We start from the raw sequence: 17,661 nt of genomic DNA, 5'->3' as shown, positions 1-17,661 counted from the left end.
GAGGAAAGCCCGGAAGACCGGTGAATCCTGTTCCTCTCTCCTGAGACCGGAAATCGTCAGTTGGCGGGCCACTGCGGCGGGGCGTTGTTCGTCGGTGGACCATAGGCGCTTTGCGGGGGCATGGGTTCTCCAGGGGGTCCCATGGGCGGACCCGCCTGGTCCATGCTCTCTGGGGCGGGCGGGGGAGGAGCGCTGTCGCCGGTCTGTGAGGCGCGGGTGAGGCTCCACAGAGCCGGTGAAGTGGCGATCGACACCAGTGCGCAGGCGGTTGCCAGCGCCAGGGACCCGGCGGCCTCTGAGTTGGTGGTGAACACGGAGATGGAGATATCGCCGCTAAACGCACCGAAGAAGTGATAGGCGGCGACGAACAGGCTACCGATGGTGGCCAGTAGAAACGTGATCTGCAAAAACTGCAGTACTACTCGAAATATTTTCGGCATATTGGCAGCCTAGCAAGCGTCTACCACCTGCTCAAGCATAACGAAACGGGGCGAACCGGCTACCGTCGGCGGCTCGGTTCACCCCGTGCGTCCTAATGCGGCAACGGTGGCAGTTGCCGCGCCTTTTCATAGTCGGTCACCTGATCGATGCGTCGCTGGTGGCGATCCGCCGCGGAAAACGGCTCGGTCAGGAATACCTCTACAATGCGCTCGGCCTCCTCCAAGGTGTGCATCCGGGCACCCAGGCTGACGACGTTCGCGTCGTTGTGCTGGCGCGAGAGACGAGCGGTCTCTTCGCTCCAAGCCAAGGCGGCACGGCACCCGGCCACCTTGTTCGCCGCGATCTGCTCACCGTTTCCGGAACCGCCGATGACGATTCCCAACGCCTCCACGTCATTGACGACGGCGTCGGCCGTATGGAAACAGAACGCGGGATAGTCGTCCTCGGGATCGAAGTCGTGTGGGCCGACGTCGGTAACGTCGTAGCCGTTCTGAGACAAATACTGGGCCAGGTGGTTTTTCAGTTCATACCCGGCGTGGTCGGAGCCTATGTATATACGCACAGCACTACTCTAGGTCAGCCAAAACCAGACCGGCACGGGCCTTGGGGATGAACCACGTCGACTTGCGGGGCATGACCAGCCGGTTCAGATTGATGTCGATAAAATCATCGACGGAAACGGGGGCGATGACGATCGCCAAATCCGCCTCACCTGAATCCACCTGCTCGGTCAGCCATTCCACGGAATAGTCCCCGCCGACATAGGTGATGCGGTCGTCCTTGGCCTCCCAGCCCAAAAGACCGTCGAACAACTCCTTCTCCACCCGCGTATGATCCAGCCGGGCGACGACGCCATCGCCCGCAGCCGGTAGCGCGACCTTCCAGGTGCGACCGGATCCGTAGAAGATCACCTCCCCGTGGCGCTGCGGGATCGACGGTCCATCGACCTCTTCCACCTCCGCACCGATCTGCGCGATCTGCACCATCAGTTGCTCGGCCGAGGTCGGCAAACCCGTTACCAAACGATGATAGGGAAGAATGCGAACCGATTCGGGTGTGGTGATCACCGCAAGGAAACGATTCAATTCCCCGACCTGGGCGGCCAACGAACGGTGATTGCCGTCCGCGACGACCAGGCGGCCCTCCCCGGCAACCTGGGTCAGCTCCGGGTCGTCGACGACCCACAACTCGTGCCGCCGCCCGGCCTCGTCGAGCTCTGACAGATCCGGTTCTCCGGCCCGTTCCGCCGCCGTCGTCAACGCACGGTGCAGGTCGGTGTCGGTCTGCAGAAGCAGTACGGGACTCAATTGTGCGCCCAGGTAGCGGTTCAACTGTTCCCGCTGCTCCACCTTGGACCGGAAAACCTCTTCATTACGGATGACCGAGCCCGGTTCGTCGGCGTGAGACGAAATCTCCGAGGTGTCGACCATGGCGAACAGGCCGTAAGACCGGCGACCGTCGGTATCGCTGATGCGGTAGACCACCGCCACCTCATCGCGCGCGCCGAATCGCCCCGCCGCGCGCAGAGCGTCGAGCCGCTCCTTGGCCGCGGGCAGCGATGCGCTGAAGTCCAGGCCCGCCGCGCTCGCTTCGGGAGTGCGATCGGGCATTTCAATGGAAAGAACGCTGGCTGGATTCTCACGCACTATGTCGGTGATCACCGATTCATCGGGGAATTCGTCATAGTTTTTGGCGCTGGTTCCGCCCGTCGAAATCCAGGCGTGTTTGATCGGATGTGCGGCACTCATGCCCAGTAGCGTAATCCAGGGAATGATCACGGCCCGGAGCGGCGGCATGACGACCACAATGTGACACACTTTGAACGAATCGTTCGATCACTACTGAGGAGGCAATGTGGCCCAGACCCATACTCTTACCCAGGCGGAGGCCCAGCGGCGCGCTGAGCTTCTCGACGTCGACTCCTATACAGTCGCATTCGACCTCACCGGGCATGCCGAGGGAAACACCTTCGAAGCCGAGACGACCGTAGTGTTCGACTGCACCGAACCCGGTGCGGACACCTTTATCGACATCGCCGCCCAGTCGCTCAACAAGGCGACGTTGAACGGCAAAGAGCTCGACATCGCCGGATACACCGACTCCGACGGGTTGAAGGTACCCGGCCTGGCCGAACACAATACGCTCGTGGTCAACGCCAACTGCGAATACTCCACCGACGGACAGGGTCTGCACCGCATGACCGACCCCGTCGATAATGAGACGTACCTCTACAGCCAATTCGAGGTGGCCGACGCACAGCGGGCCTTTGCCTGCTTCGATCAGCCCGACCTCAAGGCCGCCTTCACCTTCGTCGTGCGCGCTCCGCAACACTGGAAGGTGTTGTCGAACATGCCGGTCGGCAGCGAGGAAACGCACGGTGAGGTCACTACCACCACCTTCGAACCCAGCGTTCGCATGAGCCCCTACATCACCGCGCTCTGCGCCGGACCGTACGTCGGCGTCACCGACACGCATGACGGTATCGACCTCGGTGTCTGGTGCCGTAAATCCATGGAGGAACACCTGGACGCAGAAGGCGTCTTCACGGTCACGAAACAGGGTTTCGACCACTTCCACCGGCACTTCGGAGAGCGCTATCCTCTTCCGAAATACGATCAGATCTTCGCCCCCGAATACAATTTCGGAGCGATGGAGAACTTCGGCTGCATCACCATCGCCGAATCCGCGTTCCTCTTCCGCAGTCAAGTCACCGATTTCGAGCTGGAACAGCGCGCCAACGTCATTCTCCACGAGATGGCACACATGTGGTTCGGTGACCTGGTGACCATGCGGTGGTGGGACGACCTGTGGCTCAACGAGTCCTTCGCCGAGTGGGCCAGCCACTGGGCCAACACCGAGGCGACCGAATACACCGGTGCGTGGACCACGTTCCTGGCCGCGCGAAAGAACTGGGGTTACGCCGCCGACCAGCAGCCCACCACCCACCCGGTGTACACCGAGATGGAAGACACCGCCGCAGTTCAGTCCAACTTCGACGGGATCACCTACGCCAAGGGCGCCTCGATTCTGAAACAGTTGGTCGCCTACGTGGGAATCGACCCCTTCCTACAGGGACTGCGCGCCTACTTCGCCAAGCACAAGTTCGACAACGCCGTGTTCGACGACCTGCTGACGGAGCTCGAAGCCGCCAGCGGACGCGAACTGAAGGAATTCGCCGCGACATGGCTGAAAACCGCCGGCGTCTCCACACTCCGCCCCGACATCAGCGTGGACGACAAGGGCGACTTCAGCAAGGTATCGGTCGTGCAAACGGCACCGGCCGACCACCCGACCCTGCGCACCCACCGAATCGCCATCGGGCTGTACGACCTGGAGGGCGGAAAACTCATTCGGCGTCAGCGCGAGGAAATCGACGTGACCGGAGCGGAAACCCAGGTCGACGCCCTGGTCGGAGTCAAACAGCCTGACCTCCTGCTGCTCAACGACGACGACTTGACCTACGCTAAACTGCGCCTCGACGAGAAGTCCTTGGTGACGGCGATCGACCACACCTCCGACCTGGCCGATTCCCTGCCACGGGCATTGGTGTGGGCGGCAACCTGGGACATGTTGCGCGACGCGGAAATCGGTGCCACCAAGTACCTCAACATGGCGATCACCTCACTGCCCAAGGAAACCGACATCAACGTCGTCACCGTCGAACAACGTCACGTCGGTACCGCGTTGCTGTACGCCGACCCGGAGAAACGTTCCGAACTCCGTCAACGCTGGGCCGGCGCCGCCAAGCAGGCAATGGACTCCTCACCGGCCGGTTCCGACATGCAACGGTCCTGGGCCCGGGCATTCGTCAACGCCAGCCGTTCCGACGGCGACATCGCCACCGTGCGAGCATGGCTCGACGGAAAGGACGTACCCGAGGGCCTGGCCGTCGACGCGGACCTACGCTGGCAACTGATCACCGTCCTCGCACTCACCGGTCATGCGGGTGAAGACCTCATCGACACCGAGTTGGCCGGTGACGACACGGCCGAAGGCAAGCGCCTCGCCACCCTGGCACGAGCCACCATTCCCACCGTGGACGCCAAAGCCCGCGCCTGGGAACGTCTGGTCAGCCCCGACAGTGAGAACTACGTCCGGCGCGCCACCATGCAGGGCTTCGCCCCCATGGACCAAGAAGAACTGGTACAGCCCTACCTGCGTAAATACCTCGAGGCCGTACCGGCCATGTGGGACAAACTCGGTGCGCAGCAGGCCGTGGAATTCGCCAAGATGGGCTTCCCCGCCAACCAGGTCCGCAGCGAAACCCTGGAAACGGTGGACGCTTGGCTGTCCGAGGACCGTTCGGACGGTATTAAACGCGGAGTAAAGGAAGGCCGAGCCGAAGTGGCGCGTGCTCTCGCGGCACGTGAGCTCGATCGTCAGGGCTAAGTCCCGGCAACGATCGTTAACGGGCATTCGCTTTTATCGGGGTCGGCGATGAGTGGAACATGGTGATCCACCGTCGCCGGCCTCTTTGTCTGTCGTGAACCGAGGTTCGGCTGCCGGAGTGGGCCTTAGCTTTGCAAAACAATCGAGTTTGTATATCGTGGGCGGTGACGAACATGTTAAGGAGTCGAGAGATGCGATATGACGGATAATCCGCAGCGATACCGCGAGTTGGCCGCCGCGCTGGCCCGACTGGAACACGAATATGACTGGGAACTGACCGAAAAGCTACCCCCTGAACAGGCCGGACGTTTCGCGGCGTATATCGCGGCATTGTTCGCGGTGATGTTGGAAGACCACTTCAGTGACGGCATCAGCCGCGACGGGATCGCGAGTTTCGTCAACGAGATGCGGCATGACCACGCGACGGCGGAGCCGTCTTTTCCGTCTCTCCTCGCAGAAGGCGTCATCCGTGGAATGGCCGGGGAATCACATTTCCTGGAAGAGATCTCGGACCGCGATATTCTCAGCCTCCAGGTCCTGGTGATTCAGAAACTGGCGTCCCGTGCCGGTGGAGTCCGCCCCGACCTGAAGAGGTTTCTAGAGGAGGCCGACCACTTGATGGGGGAATGGAGCTTCGAGTCCTAGTCGGCCATGCGCTGAAAAGGAACGGTGGGTGGTTCACGATGGTGCATTGTGACTCACCCTTTGCGTCCGGCGAGGGTTCGAGGTTCGCTCGGGCCTTGCCTGAAAATGGGTGACCGGCGTATCTTGTTAAGCTTGTTCCTGACACGATAAGCCTGCACGATACAGCGAGGTTGCGAACTTGTCTTCCCTAACGCCAATTGTGGTCATCAGCGCAGTTCAAGTCGGCCTGTTCGGGGTGGTTCTGCCGTTGTTGATGCTGGGACCGATCATGTTGGCCAACAATCGACCCAGTCAACAGCAATTGACGTTCGTGGCCTTGATGTTGATTCCGACGACCCTGGTCGGCTCCGCCTTTATCGCCTGGTGGGCGATGCGGTGGCTGGACGGGTCGGGGGCCCCGGAACCGACCGTGCTCGGAATCAGTCTGGTCATTGCCACCGGAACGGGCCTGTTGACGCCGTTGAAGGCGCATAAGGGGACCGGACCGGCCTGGCTGAAACCCCTGATGGGAGTCGTAGCGGGTATCGCCACAGGAAGCGCCATGCTCATGAGCCTTCAAGCGGGGCTCTCGGCGCTGTTGGCGGTGTCCATTGGGATCGTGGTCCTGGGACTGGTGGTTCTTTCGTTCCGGGCCGTCTCGAAACCCTTGGGAGAGAGGCGCCGACGCGCTCAAATCGCCGGAGCGGTTCGGAGGTTTCAAGGACAGCTGGTCGATCTGCAGGACAGCGCGTGGACTCTGCTTCAAGCCCGAGGAGACGCCAATACCCTCGCCTTGAACTTCAGCGGATCCATCGAGGGTAAGAACAACGCCGTCGGCGTGGTTTTGAAGCGAGACATCGAATGGGTGCCGCAGGCCAAGGAGAACGAGGCAGCGGTTTTCGAATTGTCCCAGTCTCCCACAGGGGTCCCCACCGAAGCCGTTCTGCAACAGAAGCATCTTGGTTCTCCGGCATCGGTGACCTTGCGAATTCCCGGAACCACGGTGATGACGGTTCGTGAAACCATTCCCGACACCATCGGCTGGGGGGACTTCATGTCCAAGTTCAAGCTGGTCGACGTGGATGAGCTCTTGGAACGTCAGACCGATCGTTCGAAGGCGAAGACCACCACGATCGAGGGCGAGACCAAGGCCGAAGATCACCCCGATAAAGACGGTGGGAAGGACTGACCGCGGGATCGAACGGTTCGTCAGAGCCGGTGCGGTGAAGGACACCGTTGGGGTAGATGCTCTGCCGAGTTTCGGCACGCACCAATGTTTGAGGCGTTAAGCATCTAATGACGTTAGAGGTACAAAAGCCCGGGAATCCGGTGTCGGTCAGATCCCCGGGCCAGTGCGCCCTCCGTCCCCGGCTCTGGGCACACTTTCCAATCAGGCTCTCCCTTAACCTCCGGCATCACGCCAGTTGTCCGGCAACATATCAAGGGCCTGCCGATACAAGTTGATTTTCTGCCCAGGTTTCATGTTGCTAGCCGTGCCTTGCCACTCCGGCTCGATCCCCAACCGCCGTGAGATCGAGAGAAACCGTCCGCGTCGGTTGTAGAAATGCCACCACTCGGTTTCGGGTTCGATGTGCCAACCATGCATCTTTGATGTCACTGTCATGCTGTCCCACCTCTACCGATCACATCGCTATGTCGGTCAGCCAGAGCTACCAATAGCGCCTTGTTCACCCTTGCTTTCCAATCGGGATCTTTAGCCCACCAGTGGCTGTACCACTCTTCAGATTCCACCGCTCCCGACGGCGACACCCGAACGGAGTACACGAGGCTCTCCGCTGCGCCATATACCCAGACTGGAGTGTTAGCGCTGTCCTTTTGTGGTTCAAACGTGTATTCAAATCGCTGTCCGATGGCTGTGAAATGGCCGGCTGCATTGCGTGGTCCTATGATCGTTCCACCTCCAGATCGCTCGAACTCCGTATCTGTACTATCGGTCAGAGTGGCACCGAGCACCAGAGGGCTAGTGATTCAAACTGATTCATTGGGGGTATCAGGGGTGACAGGGCACGATTCGCGCCTTAGATTTGGCATGGGGATGCGTGCGATACGTCAAGCGCGCGGGATGCCACGGTCAATGCTGGCGCGGAAGGTGCGCATGTCTGTTTCTCACCTCCGCAATATTGAAAACGGGCACCGACAACCTGACGCGGCAACATGTGCCGCTATCGACAGTGCGCTAGACGCAGATGGCCTGCTCGAAGAGCTCTGCCACGGAGGAGATAACGAGGTGAAACGTAGAACCATACTGCAAAGCATTTCTCTCCTTGCTTATGGCTACTCGACCCCATCCACCGATGACCCGGACCCGGATTCAACCGACCTGCATATCCTTAAAGAACGGTTGGAAGCCTACCGGTCCATGGACAACGCCTATGGTGGATCAGCGGTCAGAGACGCGGTGTCGAACGCGCTGAACTTCGAAGCACTGCCGCTATTGAAAAGCCACGGACACAGTCCTGTAGCACGGGATCTACAACAGACCACAGCTGAACTCGCACAACTGGCAGGGTGGACAGCATACGACTCAGGACTGCACAGTCTTGCTAGGCGACATTTCAAAGTAGCCCTGGAACTTGCCGTCGAAGCGCATGACGACGCCCTATCATGTGAAATCCTAGCCGCACGCGCACATCAAGCGGCATTCCTGCAAAACGGCGACGACGCAACACAACTAGCCCAATCCGCTCTACGGTTCGCAGTGCGATCAGGGCTCCCATCACTGGTGTCCGAGGTCTACATGAGCAGCGCACACGGATACGCGCTCCAGAACGACACCAAGCGTACCTACCAATCCCTCCGCCTCGCAGAAGACGAATTCAGCAAAATTTCTCCCGACAACGACCCTGCATGGGCTAAATACCTATGCGATGCTTACCTGCATGCCCGAACCGGCCATACCCTACTCGCCATCGGTGAGCACCACGCCGCCACCGAATGCGCGACTGCTTCCCTCACAATGAACAACCAAACATACGTGCGAGGGCACATGTTCAACCTATCGCTACTGGCCGAATCCTCCGCCTCCACCGGCGACATTGAGAGAGCGACCGATGCAGGAACCCACGCACTCGCTCTCGCTCACAAGTTGCGGTCGCAGCGCTCGCACGAGTATCTTCGTCGGCTTGCAGTCGCGCTGGTGCCGTATCGGTCTAATTCCGAAGTCTCGGGGCTCATTGACGGTATTGCCTGCCTATTGCCGAAAGTCCAGCATAGCCGCTTGCAACCCGATAATGGACGCTGAACCGATCACCTCGCCGTTGCGAATCAGCTCTGGCACGCGTTCGAACGGAATCCACTTCATTTCGGACGCTTCGTTGACGTCGGAATGCTCGCGGACGATTTCAGCGTGTTCTGCGATGTACAACGAATTCACCGCGTCGGCGGTGGCCACCCAAGGTTGGAATTCAATAAGTGGGCGCACTTTCGAAGGACGCCAGCCGGTTTCTTCCTCGGCCTCCCGAATAGCACAGTCCATCATTGATTCGCCGTCCTCGCGATAACCGCCGGGGAGTTCCCAAACCCATCTATCAATGACGAACCGATGCCGACGAATCATCAACGCCGCACCGTCGACAACCATTAGCATCATCGCTGCCGCCGGAGCTCGGTAGACGTATTGTTCGAATTCGGTACCGTCGGGCAGTTCGACTTCGGCGATCGACCAATGAGCTCGGCGGGAATCGTCTACAACACGCTCGTTATGAATCGTCCATTCAGCCACAGCGCCATCGTACAGCCGCAGTTGAGTACAATAAGAGCCCCGGTAAAAGGGACAGAGCACGCGCTATCGCCCTTCTGTTGTTCAGTGCGGTGAAGGACACCGTTGGGGCGATACCGTATGACGTTCGAAGTCAGCGGCTCCCGCGTTCAGCGGAGTAGAGTTGTCACGGAACCGGAAACTCGGTGCGGTCGGCGTTCGTGCTGACTCCACCTTGCCAAGCACCCGCCCCACCGCGTCGAAAGTGTCAATATGTGGCAATTGCTGCTCGTACTCGCCGTTATCGTCCTTTTGCTCTCGGGAGCCCATCTCTACCTGTGGTGGCGACTGATTCGTAACCCAACCCCGGCCGGATCGGTTTGGCGGCGCTGGGGAGCGGTATTGCTCGGAATATTGCTGGTTTTCGCTCTCGCGGCGTTCTTCGTTCCCCGCGTGCCGAGTCCCATGTGGTTGGAAGCGACGGTCAGCTGGGTCGGCTACACCTGGATGGTCGTTCTCCTCTTCACGACCATCGCTCTACTCGTCATGGAACCGTTCCGCTGGATTCTCAACCGCCGTATCACTCGGCAGACGTCACAGGACGATGCGGAGGAACAAACCGAGGTTTCCGCCCCGGGCGACGAGCCGAATGACGCGTCGACGTCGGCCGGAGTGTCACGTCGGCGTGCGTTGGCGGGCGGTATGGCACTGACGGCCGGCACGATTGGACTGGTCACCACCGGTTACGGCACCTATCAGGCGGTGAAGCCGCCGCGCGTCAAAGGTGTGGAAGTGCCGCTGTCCAAACTGTCCCGATCGGGCGACGGTTTCCGTATTGCTCTGGTCAGCGACATCCACCTCTCGGCCATGGCGGGGCGGAGGCACTCCGAACAGATCGTGGACGTCATCAATGGAACCCAGGCCGACGCCATCGCCGTGGTAGGCGACCTGGTCGACGGTACGGTGGAGGAACTGGGAGACGCCGCCGCGCCGCTGGCGCACCTGCGAGCGCGACAGGGCGCCTATTTCGTTACCGGTAACCACGAATACTATTCGGGTGCGGCGGAGTGGTTGGATGAGATTCGTAATCTGGGTCTGCGGCCATTGGAGAACACACGCACTGAGCTGACGCATTTCGATCTTGCGGGGGTCGACGACGTCCAGGCGGAAGAGTTCGATAATGGACAATCACATGGTCCTGACTTTCAAGCCGCCTTGGGGGACCGCGATCCGAACCGCGCGTCCGTGCTCTTGGCGCATCAACCCGTCGTCATTGAGGACGCGATGGACTGGAATGTGGACCTCCAGTTGTCCGGCCATACCCATGGGGGTCAAGTATGGCCGGGGCCGTTGATAGCGGCTGGACCGAATCCGACCGTGGCCGGTCTCGACCGTTACGGCGACACCCGTCTCTATGTCACGCGCGGGGCCGGAACCTGGGGGCCACGCGTCCGTATCGGCGCACCCAGTGACATTACGGTACTGACGCTGCGTAGCCGCTGATATCGACCGTCAGAACCTGAAACCACGCAAGAGCTGTGCGTTCGCAGCGACCACAATGGTGGAAAGCGACATGAGCACCGCTCCGACGGCCGGAGACAGAACCACTCCCACGGGAGCCAGGACTCCCGCCGCGAGCGGAATGGCGATGACGTTGTAAGCGGTGGCCCAAATCAGGTTCTGTTCCATTTTGCGGTAGGTGGCACGAGACAGACGTTTCGCCGCCGAAACCGTACGTGGATCAGACGACGCCAAGACGATACCCGCCGATGCGATGGCCACATCGGTTCCGGCCCCGATGGCCAAACCGACATCGGCCCCCGCCAGTGCGGGGGCGTCATTGACCCCATCGCCGACCATGGCCACTGAGAGGCCGCGATCTCGCAGGCGGGCGACGATCTCGCCCTTCCCCTCCGGAAGTATCCCGGCGAACACCTCGTCCTGCCCCGGCCGAAATCCCAGTTCCCGGGCGACCGAATGCGCCACCGCCGGCGAATCACCGGTTACCATGACTATCTTCTCCACACCCGATGAGCGCAGTTCCGTGATGGCTTCGCGGGCCTCGGGGCGGACCCGGTCGGCCAAGGCGAACACCGCCCATACCTCGAGTGGTTGTTCCAGCGACACCAGATACAGCACCGCGTTTCCCTCCGACTCCCAGCGGTCCACCGTATCGGCAACCTCGGGTGGGGAGTTCACTTCGAGCTCTGTGAGCAGTGCCGGGCCGCCGACGGCGAACCGGTGCCCCTCGACCTGCGCGCTCACTCCCCGCCCCGGCAGGGATCGAAACTCCGTCGCCGACGTCGGATTTCCATGTTCGGTACCGTACTCCACCAAGGCCCGTGCCAGGGGATGTTCCGAATCCTGTTCCACCGCCGCCGCGATACCCACGAGATCGGCAACGGCGTGCTCACCGGTCGGTTCCATCGCCCGTACCGCATGCCGACCTTCGGTCAGGGTGCCCGTCTTGTCGAACAGCACCGCATCGACCGTCCGCATTCGTTCCAATGCCATACGGTCTTTGACCAGGATGCCGTGACGCGCCGCCAAGGTCGTTGAAATCGACACCACCAGTGGAATCGCCAATCCCAAAGCGTGCGGACACGCGATGACAAGGACGGTGACGGACCGCGACACCGCTTCTCCCGGTCCGGCGATGATCCACCACGCTCCAAACGTCAATAGTGCGACACCCGTGGCGAGGTAGAACAGCCAAGCGGCCACTCGATCGGCCAGAAGCTGCGACCGGCTGGACGACGCTTGAGCCTCGGCGACGAGACGTTGGATACCCGCCAGGGCCGTATCCGAACCGACGGCCCGTACCTCCACGCGGATAGCCGAATCGGTGGACACCGTTCCCGCCGTAACGAGGTCGCCGGTCGAGCGCCTTACGGGATTGGACTCCCCGGTGATGGTGGATTCGTCCAGCTCGGCCTCGCCCGAAATGATGCGGCCGTCGGCGGCGACGCGCTCGCCCGGGCGGACCAATATTTCGTCACCGACGTGCAGACGATCGACGCCGACGCTGTGTACCTCACCGTCTACGATGATCTCGGCGGTGTCGGGAAGCAGCGCTGCCAGGGACTGAAGGGCTCCTTGAGCTTGGCCGACCGCTTTCATTTCCTGCCAGTGACCCAGGAGCATGACGACGATCAATGCTGCCAGTTCCCACCAGAAGTCGAGGTCGAGCCAACCGAAGGTGGTGGCGAGCGAGGCGAGAAACGCGACGGTGATGGCCGTAGATATCAGCGTCATCATGCCCGGTTGGCGTTGCGCCAGTTCGTGGCGAGCCGATTTCAGAAACGGTAGTCCACCGTAGAGAAACAGGACGGTCCCCAGTACTGGGGCCACGAATCGTGTCCCGGCGACGTCGATCGAGTATCCGAGCCATGTCGCGACCGATTCGCTGGTGAGGATGATCGGTATTGCCAGGAGGAGGCTCCACCAGAACTTGGCGCGGAACATCTCAGGGCCGTGTCCGGTGTGTCGGGATTGTTCGTCGTGGTGCGAGGGGTCTTGGTGCGAGTGGTCGTCATGGGCATGACTCGGGGCAGTGGAAGCATGCTCATGAGCGGAACTGGTAGGCCGGTGGTCCATGGAAATCGAGCCTACCGGCGTACACTTCGCGCCGCTGGGGATTGCGTGGGAGATAATCCGTTCTGACCAGTGATGGCGACGCGCCCGACATGAGACGACCGCCTATTGTCGCTATGGTTACCTCCCGGCGTTAAGCTGCTTGAGGCAGGCACGAAAAGATATAGAGGACGAGAATTGACTTACTCACGTACGCTCGAACTACGCGGACACCTGATCGATCAGGGTCTGTTCGCGCGGGTTCTGGACGACATCATCGAATATTCCGGCGACTACTCCATCGAACGCCTCGATGTGGGCCGGACTCATAACGATGAAACCTATACCCAACTCAAAGTCAGCGCGGAGAGCGAAGCTCAAGTACAGCGGATCGTCATGCGCTTGCAGACTCACGGAGCCAACCCCCTGGAAATCGGGGAGTCGCGACTACGGCCCGCTCCGGCGGACGGCGTCTTCCCCGAGGACTTCTACTCGACGACCAACTTCGATACCCGGGTACGGGTCGACGGGAAATGGGTCGACGTTAAAAACTCCGAAATGGACTGCGGAATCATCGTCGGAGACGACCATCTCAGCGCCCACACTCTCCCGGTTTCGGACGTGGAGAAAGGCGAACTGGTCGTCTGCGGCTCGGAGGGAATCGAGGTCCTACCGCTGCCCAACGAACGTGGGGAAGGCGGGGACTTTGAATTCATGACCTCCATCGCCTCCTCGGAAAAGCCACAGGCCCTGCAGGTCAAGCAGATAGCCGAACAGATGCGTGCGGTGAAGGAACGCGGCGAGAAGATTCTCTGGGTCGGAGGTCCCGCCATCGTGCACACCGGTGCGGCTCCTGCCATGGAGGCGCTGATCGAAGAGGGGTACGTCGACGTCCTGTTCGCCGGTAACGCACTTGCCGCGCACGACATCGAATCCGCAGTGTACGGAACGTCCCTGGGAGTGGACCTCTCCAAGGGCCACGGTGTACCGCACGGGCACGAACACCACATCCGCGCCATCAACAAGATTCGCGCGAGCGGCTCGATCGCCAATGCCGTTTCCGACAACGTACTGCGCCAAGGAATCATGTATTCGATGGTGAAGCAGGACAAGGACTACGTTCTGGTGGGCTCGGTGCGCGACGACGGCCCGCTTCCCGACGTCCACACCGACGTCATTGACGGTCAACGGGCCATGCGCTCGAAGTTGCCGAACGTCGGCTACGCCCTCATGGTGGCGACGATGCTCCATTCGATCGCCACCGGCAATATCCTGCCCGCTTCGGTCCCCTTGGTGAGCGTGGACATCAACCCGGCTACCGTCACCAAGCTGGCCGACCGCGGTTCGGCCCAGGCGACCGGGGTCATCACCGACATCGGTCTGTTCTGTGAACAGCTGGCCGCTGAGCTGGTGGTGGGATACAAACGCGATTGACGACAGAAGGCCGGGGTCCGGTTGATCGGGCCCCGGAGCGGCGTCTAAAGGTCCTGGCGAGCGAGGTCGGCGGCTCCGACGACTCCCGCGTTCTGCCCCATGCGTGCGGCTCGCACGATTCCGTACGGCGTCTCGCGTCGTGCGGCCAAGCCGTCGTTCAGATAGCGACGTACCGGTGCCAGCAGGAAGTCTCCCGCGTCGACCACGCCGCCGCCGAGGAGAATGACTCCCGGGTCGAGTGACTGAACCATGTCGGCGGCCGCGTTTCCTAGGAAACGGCCGATGAAATTGAACGCTCGCAGTGCCGTGCGGTCGTCGTTCTGTGCCGCTTTGGTGACCATGGCCCCCGTGATCTGGTCGGCATCGTCGCCTGCCAGCGACAGGAGGTATTCCGCCTCGTGCGGATTGGACTTGGCGGCCTCCTGAGCATGCAACGTCAGGGCGTCACCGGAGGCGTACTGTTCCAAACATCCCCAACGTCCGCAGCCGCAGCGGCGTCCGTCGGGTACGACGCGGACGTGCCCCAGTTCCCCGGCGGTTCCATGAGTGCCGCGCACCATGTTGCCGTCGACGACGATGGCTCCACCGACACCCGTGCCGATGGTGTAGAGAACGGCGGTGTTGGCGTCCTGAGCGGCACCGAATCGAAACTCCGCCCACATGGCCACGTTCGCGTCGTTTTCGATGAACACCGGCAGCTTGCACTGCTCGGCTATCAAATCACGCATGGGAACATCGCGCATCCCCATGTTCGGCGAATACAGGAGCGTGGACCGGTCCGAGGAGATCCAGCCCGCCGTACCCACTCCGATAGCCTCTACGTCGTGTTGCGCGCGTAGTTCGTTGACGCATTCGGCCACCGCTTGAATGAGGCCGTCCGCGTTCTGGGAAGGAGTGGGGCGGCGGGAGCTTTGTAGAATCTCTCCCTTTTCGTCTACAACGGCTGCCGCGACCTTGGTTCCCCCAATGTCTACACCGATAGTCAGGCTCACTTGAGTTCCTCCACACCCTTGTACGTTCGTGCCGGTCCAATTATGTTGCGGACTGTCACCGGCTGTTCGTGTAAAGCGGATAATTCCCGAGATCCTCGACGTAGGTGAAACGTCGACCCTCGGGCGAGAGATGACCGGACTTGATATCGCACACCGATGCCGGTCACTTGAGCCCACAACGCTGGGAGCACGTCATCAGACTTTACTTGGAGCGAAAATCAAGTACGTGTCGGGGTGGTGCGAATGGCCACTTTTGAGACGGCGCGGAACTATTGAAAATGCCACCCGACCGTGGGTAAAGGAATCATTACCGTTCAGGGGTTCTGTGGGTGATTCGGCGCGGTCGTAGGCGTGATGTGAATCGTCGGGTCGATGCGGAAAACGGTACCTACCGACGAGTATATTAGCAGTTTTCGCCCCTGCCGTACTATCTATTATGGAATCAAAACCGGGTACTGAAATTGTATTTTACAACGATGATAATGAATGTAATTAAGGCTAAACCGGAGGTGGGTGCAATGTTACTCATCAGTCATATTCATAACGAATTCGTTTCATTTTCTGGTGTTAGCCAGACCGCGCTTGCAGAGTGATCTGCTCCACCGGTAAGTTGGCTCATACTACGTGTCGAAATGTTGAATAACAGCGCCGTTAAACGGCACATGAACGGAGCCTGCCAATGCGCGAATTCTCTGTCCCCGCAACGGTGGAAGTCGCCGACCACGAAAACACCTGCACCACCTTGTGGCGCAACGCAGAAGAACACCCCGACGATATTCTTTATGAGCGTACGTACGATGATGGTGCCAGTTGGACCCCGGTCACGTGTGCGGAGTTCCGCGATCAGGTGATTGCCATCGCTCAAGGCCTGGTGGAAGCGGGTGTAGAGCCGGGTGATCGAGTTGGCCTCATGTCCCGCACCAGGTACGAATGGACACTCTTCGACTATTCCATTTGGGCCGCGGGCGGAGTCACCGTTCCCGTCTACGAGTCCTCCTCATCGGAACAGGCGAAATGGATCCTTTCGGACTCGGACACCAAGTACTGTGTGTGCGAAACGGACGAACAGCGCGAGATGTTGACCGGGCTGGTCGACGGGCTCGATACCCTGTGGACGATCGACGGCGAGCCCGGAGCGGTCCGGGAACTGACCGATGCCGGAAAAGACTCCACCGTCGACATCAATGAGCGGCGTCAGTCCCGTCAGGCCGACGACATCGCGTCGATCATTTATACCTCGGGTACGACCGGGCGTTCCAAAGGCTGCATTCTCACTCACCGCAACCTTCTGGCCGATATCCGCAACGTGGTGGAAGACCTGCCCTCCATCCTGATGGAGAACTCCCGTCTTTTGATGTTCCTTCCCCTGGCTCACGTCTTGGCCCGAATCGTTCAGGTGGCCGGAGTGGAGTCGCGGACGTGTCTCGGGCACGTCCCGGACCGGACGAAGCTCAATGAGATCATGCCGGTTTTCAAACCCAGCACGCTGCTGGCGATTCCCCGTGTGTTCGAAAAGGTCTACAACAGTGCCCACCAGAAGGCCGTCGACGACGGCAAGGAAAAGCTGTTTTTGAAGGCCGCCGCTACGGCCAAGGAGTACTCGCGTGCGCTCGAACAACCGGGCGGCCCAGGACTGAAACTGAAGCTGCGGCACAAGCTCTGGGACAAACTGGTCTTTTCCAAGCTGCGCGCCGCGGTGGGCGGGCAATGCACCTCGGCCATCAGCGGTGGGGCACCGCTCGGTGCCGAGCTGGGACACTTCTTCCGCGGAGTTGGAATCACCATTTACGAAGGTTACGGACTGACCGAGACGTCTCCGGTGCTGTCGATCAACCTGGAGCACGCGATCAAGGTCGGTTCGATCGGCCGACCCACCCCGGGAACGACGTTGCGCGTGGCCGACGACGGTGAACTGGAGGCCAAGGGGCCCCAGGTGTTCCAGGGGTACTGGAACAACGAGGAGGCCACCGCCAAGGTTCTCGACGAAGAGGGTTGGTTCGCCACCGGTGACCTCGCCGAAATCGACGACGACGGGTTCGTCTACATCACCGGCCGGAAGAAAGACCTCATCGTCACCTCCGGTGGTAAGAACGTCGCCCCCTCGCAGCTGGAAAAGATCGTCGATACCAATCCGGTGGTCGGATGCACCACCGTCGTCGGCGACGGACGGCATTACATAGCCGCCCTCATCACCCTGGACGCCGACAGCCTTCCCGATTGGCTGGAACGGCACAACCTGCCTCGGGACACGGCGGTGGCAGACGTCGTCGAGAATGAAGACCTCAACGCCGACATCCAGAAGACCGTTGACCAAGCCAACGCCACTGTGTCGAAGGCGGAACAGATCAAGCGGTTCGTGGTGCTTCCGGACTTCTTCAGCGAAGAATCGGGCGAACTCACCCCGAAGATGAGTGTCAAACGCCATGTGGTCGTGAAAAAATACGAGGAGACGATCAACGACCTCTACGCTCAGAAGAAGTAGAGGCTGAG

At 60.6% G+C, this 17,661-nt stretch carries 14 protein-coding genes; 7 read left to right on the top strand and 7 right to left on the bottom strand.

Translation table 11 applies throughout. From position 1 onward, the window contains the following. Positions 1-56 precede the first annotated feature (56 nt). The 3 genes from HALAL_RS0115640 to HALAL_RS0115630 all read right to left on the bottom strand — a co-directional run bounded on the left by HALAL_RS0115640 (position 57) and on the right by HALAL_RS0115630 (position 2,189). Positions 57-440 carry a hypothetical protein gene (locus HALAL_RS0115640; RefSeq protein ID WP_025274901.1) on the bottom strand — a complete coding sequence of 128 codons (384 nt, stop codon included), beginning with the start codon at positions 438-440 and terminating at the stop codon, positions 57-59. A 92-nt stretch (positions 441-532) separates the two neighbouring features. Next, a complete protein-coding gene (locus tag HALAL_RS0115635; protein ID WP_025274900.1) occupies positions 533-1,003 on the bottom strand; it encodes a ribose-5-phosphate isomerase in 471 nt (156 codons plus the stop codon). Between the two features lie 4 nt (positions 1,004-1,007). Next, positions 1,008-2,189 (bottom strand): DUF1015 family protein, encoded by a 1,182-nt coding sequence (locus tag HALAL_RS0115630; RefSeq protein ID WP_025274899.1) that lies wholly within the window; start codon positions 2,187-2,189, stop codon positions 1,008-1,010. A 106-nt stretch (positions 2,190-2,295) separates the two neighbouring features. On the opposite strand from HALAL_RS0115630, the gene pepN reads away from it, so the two are divergent. The 3 genes from pepN to HALAL_RS17875 all read left to right on the top strand — a co-directional run bounded on the left by pepN (position 2,296) and on the right by HALAL_RS17875 (position 6,643). Further along, entirely contained in the window at positions 2,296-4,830 is a 2,535-nt protein-coding gene (pepN, locus tag HALAL_RS0115625) for an aminopeptidase N (RefSeq protein WP_025274898.1), read from the top strand. Positions 4,831-5,028: 198 nt separating this feature from the next. Further along, the gene (locus HALAL_RS0115620; RefSeq protein ID WP_025274897.1) at positions 5,029-5,475 is read left to right on the top strand and encodes a hypothetical protein; all 447 of its coding nucleotides are present in this window, start codon (positions 5,029-5,031) and stop codon (positions 5,473-5,475) included. Between the two features lie 199 nt (positions 5,476-5,674). Further along, entirely contained in the window at positions 5,675-6,643 is a 969-nt protein-coding gene (locus HALAL_RS17875) for a hypothetical protein (protein ID WP_025274896.1), read from the top strand. A 213-nt stretch (positions 6,644-6,856) separates the two neighbouring features. On the opposite strand, the gene HALAL_RS0115610 is transcribed toward HALAL_RS17875, so the two are convergent. Further along, positions 6,857-7,078, bottom strand: coding sequence for a hypothetical protein (locus tag HALAL_RS0115610; RefSeq protein ID WP_156937771.1), 222 nt, complete (start codon positions 7,076-7,078; stop codon positions 6,857-6,859). Positions 7,079-7,324: 246 nt separating this feature from the next. Here HALAL_RS0115610 and HALAL_RS18320 point away from each other — a divergent pair, with 246 nt between their 5' ends. Beyond that, entirely contained in the window at positions 7,325-8,716 is a 1,392-nt protein-coding gene (locus HALAL_RS18320) for a helix-turn-helix domain-containing protein (protein WP_084472045.1), read from the top strand. Here HALAL_RS18320 and HALAL_RS0115605 read toward each other — a convergent pair. Then, a complete protein-coding gene (locus tag HALAL_RS0115605) occupies positions 8,666-9,196 on the bottom strand; it encodes an NUDIX hydrolase (protein WP_025274894.1) in 531 nt (176 codons plus the stop codon). The two genes, HALAL_RS18320 and HALAL_RS0115605, sit on opposite strands and share 51 nt — an antisense overlap. 249 nt (positions 9,197-9,445) lie before the next feature. Here HALAL_RS0115605 and HALAL_RS0115600 point away from each other — a divergent pair, with 249 nt between their 5' ends. Then, the gene (locus HALAL_RS0115600) at positions 9,446-10,675 is read left to right on the top strand and encodes a metallophosphoesterase (RefSeq protein WP_025274893.1); all 1,230 of its coding nucleotides are present in this window, start codon (positions 9,446-9,448) and stop codon (positions 10,673-10,675) included. Between the two features lie 9 nt (positions 10,676-10,684). Here the strand turns inward: HALAL_RS0115600 and HALAL_RS0115595 are convergent, their stop codons facing one another. Then, positions 10,685-12,769, bottom strand: coding sequence for a heavy metal translocating P-type ATPase (locus HALAL_RS0115595; RefSeq protein ID WP_025274892.1), 2,085 nt, complete (start codon positions 12,767-12,769; stop codon positions 10,685-10,687). A 174-nt stretch (positions 12,770-12,943) separates the two neighbouring features. Here HALAL_RS0115595 and HALAL_RS0115590 point away from each other — a divergent pair, with 174 nt between their 5' ends. Beyond that, complete coding sequence (locus HALAL_RS0115590; protein ID WP_025274891.1) at positions 12,944-14,179, top strand: ornithine cyclodeaminase, nickel-pincer nucleotide-dependent; 1,236 nt, start codon at positions 12,944-12,946, stop codon at positions 14,177-14,179. Positions 14,180-14,223: 44 nt separating this feature from the next. On the opposite strand, the gene HALAL_RS0115585 is transcribed toward HALAL_RS0115590, so the two are convergent. After that, the gene (locus HALAL_RS0115585) at positions 14,224-15,171 is read right to left on the bottom strand and encodes an ROK family protein (protein WP_025274890.1); all 948 of its coding nucleotides are present in this window, start codon (positions 15,169-15,171) and stop codon (positions 14,224-14,226) included. Positions 15,172-15,850: 679 nt separating this feature from the next. On the opposite strand from HALAL_RS0115585, the gene HALAL_RS0115580 reads away from it, so the two are divergent. Further along, positions 15,851-17,653 carry an AMP-dependent synthetase/ligase gene (locus HALAL_RS0115580; protein WP_025274889.1) on the top strand — a complete coding sequence of 601 codons (1,803 nt, stop codon included), beginning with the start codon at positions 15,851-15,853 and terminating at the stop codon, positions 17,651-17,653. Positions 17,654-17,661: the final 8 nt, after the last annotated feature.

Origin of the sequence: Haloglycomyces albus DSM 45210, assembly GCF_000527155.1 — a bacterium.
Taxonomy (GTDB): domain Bacteria; phylum Actinomycetota; class Actinomycetes; order Mycobacteriales; family Micromonosporaceae; genus Haloglycomyces; species Haloglycomyces albus.
Note: the sequence above shows the minus strand (reverse complement) of the source record. Positions and strands in the feature narration are given on the sequence as shown.